The organism is Candidatus Zymogenaceae bacterium (genome assembly GCA_016931225.1).
In the GTDB taxonomy this organism is placed as follows: Bacteria; Desulfobacterota; Zymogenia; order Zymogenales; family Zymogenaceae; genus JAFGFE01.
In genome coordinates this window covers 1-4,988 of record JAFGFE010000028.1, presented here as the reverse complement: position 1 = coordinate 4,988, position 4,988 = coordinate 1, and the positions used below count along the sequence as shown (strand labels likewise).

5 protein-coding genes are annotated in these 4,988 nt (G+C 51.9%); all 5 read right to left on the bottom strand.

Annotated elements, in window-relative coordinates:
* Positions 1-72 precede the first annotated feature (72 nt).
* The gene (locus JW885_11890; GenBank protein MBN1882868.1) at positions 73-840 is read right to left on the bottom strand and encodes a DUF3800 domain-containing protein; all 768 of its coding nucleotides are present in this window, start codon (positions 838-840) and stop codon (positions 73-75) included.
* Positions 841-1,050: 210 nt separating this feature from the next.
* Entirely contained in the window at positions 1,051-1,842 is a 792-nt protein-coding gene (locus JW885_11885; protein ID MBN1882867.1) for a hypothetical protein, read from the bottom strand.
* 132 nt (positions 1,843-1,974) lie between these two features.
* Complete coding sequence (locus tag JW885_11880) at positions 1,975-2,379, bottom strand: hypothetical protein (protein ID MBN1882866.1); 405 nt, start codon at positions 2,377-2,379, stop codon at positions 1,975-1,977.
* A 73-nt stretch (positions 2,380-2,452) separates the two neighbouring features.
* Positions 2,453-4,348, bottom strand: a complete 1,896-nt coding sequence (locus JW885_11875) for a GNAT family N-acetyltransferase (GenBank protein MBN1882865.1) — start codon at positions 4,346-4,348, stop codon at positions 2,453-2,455.
* 67 nt (positions 4,349-4,415) lie between these two features.
* A partial coding sequence (locus JW885_11870) for a GNAT family N-acetyltransferase (GenBank protein ID MBN1882864.1) occupies positions 4,416-4,988 on the bottom strand: 573 nt, incomplete at its 5' end.

Genomic DNA, 4,988 nt, shown 5'->3' with positions numbered 1-4,988 from the left:
GTTTTTGGGTTAATCCATCTTAACAGGAAGACCGTGACTCGTCTTCTTCTAACTCGTCACCTGTCAACGCTTTTAGTGACTAGGGCAGATATAACGGCTTGAACTTGGGAGTGATATCTTAGCAATTCTTTCTGACCAGTTATGCATTTTTTCTTTCTCGCCATCATATTTTTCAGTTAGATGCCCGTCTTGAATTTCGGAAGAAGTTCTTAATATATATGCAAATAAATCCGCTACCTGGGCCAAAAGAATGTGTTTAGAATCTGCAAAAAAAGGTACATCAATTATTTGATTTAAAGCGGTTTGTTTCGCATCTTTATTGTAGAATGAATCAATCCATTGGGGAGGCTTATGGATAAGCAGACTAAGGTCTGTTTCTTCTCTAACTTCCCGGTCAAAAATCAATACACTGTGGCCCTTTGTATTACCTTTGCCTTGGTGATATTTCTGGACTTGAAGCGTACAGTGTATGGCAGCGGCACACCAGCTTGATTTAAAATCCTGAAGCCGATTATCACTACATTCTTTTTGTTCGTAAATACTTCTATTTATACCGCTGAAAATACATTTATGTTTTCTATCTTCGACCCAGTCAAAAATTATTTCAATAATTTTAGCTCTTGCATTGCCATCCGTACCACGCCATATTCCGTTCCCTCTATAGAAATCACGAGTATGAAATTCTTCAACATTTTTATTAATGGCTTCCGAGAGTTTTCCAAGAATGTAAGCCCACTCTTCTTTCGTAACATGCATTCGAGATGCATCAACGATAATCCCAGCTATAACTAGATAGGCTTCTTCGCCCATACCACTTTCATCAAAATAGCAAAACTTCATGGCTCAACTTACCGGGAAAATCGTAACTTTTTCAGATAAATTATTACCAGACATATTACACCCTATGAGTGGTTTCAAGAACAAAGAATATTTGTATTATTTTTACATGAAAAATTCATTTTTGTCAAGCCATCATAATCACAAAAAAAAACCGGGCCCATCTGGAAAACGGACCCGGTGTTTGTGGTTTTTGAAAGGATCGCACCGTCATCATTCGGGGAAGACGGTGAAAAAGCAGTTTCCCTCCAGTCCTTCATCGAGAAGCTGCACCTCGAGCTCGAAATGACCCGGCGTGACGGTGGAGCCTAGATCGTTGACCATGTCCCATTCCCAGTGTGCCAAATCTCCCGAAAGCATCGGGTCGGGGACCGCGCCCGGTCTTTCCGTATGGCTTGAGCTGGCGATGGGGCCGGACTCGGTGATTCTGTAGATGATCCATGTGAACCTGCTCGTATCAAGGATCGTCGTACCTGAATTCTTCAGGGTAAAGACGACCGTATCTCCCGCCCTGTAGCGTTCCTTGTCGCAGGTCAGGGTAACCTCGGTCTTCTCCGCGCCGGCGGAGATACGGAAGGGTTCGGAATACTTTGCTCCTTCATACTCCGCCTTGGGCATGGAGATGCCGACCTTGATCCGATACGCTCCGGCGGGCTGGGCGACTCCTTCGTTATCCCTGGTGTCCCAGGTCCATGTTACCGTTTCCCCCGGCTGCAGATGGACGGAAGCGCCGTCGGGCATGTTCGGCTCGGTGAACACCTCCCGGCCGGACGTGCCCTCCTTCGTTTCAACCTGCCACCACATGTTTTTGAGGCTCAATGTCCGTGTGCCGGTGTTTTTCATCCGGATTTTTACCGTATCCATGGCGTTATATGTGTCGCTGTCTGTGATGATCGAAAAGTCGTAGTCTGCGGCCGCCGCGGATGATGCACAGACACATATCGCCATCGCCAGCAGTGAAACTGCCAGAGAAAGAAAAAAAGACGTACTATGATTCTTTTTCATAAAATAACCCCCTTAACCTGCAATTGATTTCGCGGGTCGGTTTTGTATTCAGTGAAAAGATACGAAGAGCTGTGTGTGAGAAAAGCGATTGGGATCGAGAATGCCGTGGTCGATGTTTTGCGAACGGGTGGATCAGTCCGTTATAAGAGTGCGGGTGAGTAGATCAACTTCATACAGATTCCCTTTGGAGTTGAAGGTAAATCCCCTCTCCCCCGTTCCTTGTAGATTGGAATCCGTGACCTCATCGAGCATCCCGTAGTCGATGGTGACCGGATCGCTCTTGTCATCGATGCTGTTGACGGCGACGTTATGTATCGTATAGTCAATGACATCCACCATGAACGCCACATCTCCGGTAAGCACGAGAAGCTTTCTGGGCTCATCCGCCTTTCTGAAAACCTGACCGTAGGTATCGGTGCCGTTTTTTGTAATGATCGCCTTTTCTTCAATAAAGCCGGTGGCGCTTCCCGACAGAGCGGGGATGGTCAGGCAGACGAAGAGGAAGGCGCATACGGACAGTGTAATAATCTTTTTCATGATATGTTCCTCCATACATATTAGGAATCCCGTCTCACAGGATATCAAGATTGATAATACATTACAACGGTGATTATGTATCACTCGTGAAATTCAGCCGCACCCGGAAGACGCCGTGTTCACTGGTGCGTTCGATGTCGAATCCCGACTTTTCGAATATATGCAACATCGCTGCGTTTTCGTGAAGGACGTCCGCGGTAAAGGCCACCAGCCCCGCCCTGCGAGCCATGAAAACCAGATATCTCGAGAGCTCCGTGCCGATGCCCATGCCCTGATAGTCGTCCCGGACGACGATGGCGGCGTCCGCCGTGTGGGTCTCCTTGGTGATTTTATACTGACCCATGGCGACCGCCGTTTCCTTTGCGCCGTCGGTCAGCACCGCCACCACCACCATCTCCTCGGTGTAATCGATAACGGAGTATTTCTGAAGCACCTCGTGGGGCATGTCTCTCCGCTTGGAGAAAAACCTTTTATAGATGGTGATATCGGACAGCGAATAGAAAAACTCCTTTAACAGCGGCTCGTCCGTGATCTTTACCGGCCGAAACAGAAGCCCAATCCCCGTTTTCGAGATGCGATACTGTTCCAGGTGTTCCGGGTACTGTCCCTTCACACCGGGTACGAAGGCCTGGTCGGTGTAGATGAGCTTCTTTTCCCGGGCCAGCTCCACCAGTTCCTCGCGGAAATCCGGATGGGCGACGGCGATCAGCTCCATGGCCCGCTCCCGGATGTTCTTGGCGTGAAGATACGCAATGCCGTATTCCGTCACCACGTAGTGGATGTCCCCGCGGTTCATGGTAATCCCCTCGCCCTCGCTGAGAAAGGGCACGATTCGGGAGACCTTCCCATCCTCCGCCGTGGACTGCATGGCGAGAATGGTCTTTCCCCCCGGTGCCAGTACGGCGCCCCGCATGAAGTCGGCATGTCCTCCCAGGCCGCTGTAAAACGTCCGGCCGATGGACTCCGCCGTGGCCTGTCCGGTCAGATCCACCGTCAGGGCGCTGTTTATGGCGGTCATGTTCCTGTGACGGGCGATGACCAGGGGGTTGTTGGTGTAATCGGTGGGCTTGAACTCCACCAGTGGATTTTCATGGACGTAAGTATAGGTTCGGGCGGTGCCCATGCACAGGGCGGCGATGGTCTTTCCCCGGTTGATGGTCTTTTTCATGTTGGTGACGGCGCCCGCCTCCATGAGGGCGGCGATGCCGTCGGTGAAGATGTCGGTATGTATGCCGAGATCCCTCTTTGCCGTCAGGTGTTGGAGCACCGCGTCCGGGATGCTGCCGTAGCCCACCTCCAGGGTATCGCCGTCTGAGATGATGCTGGATACGTATCCGCCGATCCTTGACGCGATGTCGTCCGGCACCTTCTCCCGGTATTCCAGCAGCGCCTCGTCATGGGAGACGAAGTAGTCGATATCGCCGGTGTGGACGAATCCGTCGCCGTGGGTCCGGGGCATATATGCATTGAGCTGGGCCACCACCACATCCGCCGACTCCACCGCCGCCCTGACGATATCCACACTGATGCCGAGGTTGACAAACCCCCGCCAGTCCGGATACGACGTCTGTATCAGCGCCACGTCTATGGGAAACATCCCCCGGTTGATCAGATCCACCAGAGACGACAGGTGTGCCGGGGTGTAGTCAACGGCGGCCCGATTGATGTCCTCCCTGGTGTCGGCGCAGATGAAAAAGGTATCGAGACTGAAATGCTCCGGGTATCGCGGTTCGGTTCGGGGGGTCATGCCCAGCCCGATCAGGTGAAAGGGGCGATAGGAGATAGCATCGGCCAGTTCTCTGGCCCGGTCGAGGAGGGCGCGGGTTAAATGCTGGGGCTCTCCACAACCGGAGCCGATGAATATCCTGCTGCCGGGACGAAGTCCCGCCATGACATCGCGGGCGGTGATGAATTTCTCCGGGTAGGCCGATTTGACCGAATCGAGATTTCGTTGATCCGTCTGGAACATGGATGATACACGCGCTTCCCCGGCGGGGAGCCGCCGGGTAGGTGTATAAAAAATTCTGGCGGCGTTTCTAATCCTTGGTGAAGTCCCGTTTCAGCTTGATCACGCCCCCCAGACTCTTTTTCTCGATTTCAAAGCCCTCTTTCGCGAACAGGCTGAGCATTGGCTTGTTGACGGGCAGCACCTCGGCGGTGAAACCCGCCAGACCCTGACGCTTGGCAAGATACGTCAGGTAGGTCAAAAGCTCGGTGCCGATGCCCATCTTTTGGTGATCGTCCCGGACGATAAAGGCGATCTCGGCGTAGTTGGAGAGAATATCGACGATATACTGGCCGATCCCCAGGGCTGATTCCCTGTTGTTTTCGATATCAACCGCCAGAATCACCATCTCCCGGTTAAAATCCACCACCGAAAATTTCTGGAGTTTTTCGTGGGATATGGAGAGGAGGTTGATGAAGAACCTCCGGTATATGGTCTTGTCGGACAGGTCGTAGAAAAACTCCTTGAGCAGCGGCTCGTCGGTGATCTTTACCGGCCTGAAAAAGAGAGAAAGGCCCGAGTCGGTGGTCCGGTAGTTTTCCAGGTATTCCGGGTACTCCCCCTTCTCACCGGGGATGAAGGCCTGGTCTTTGTAGATGAGGTT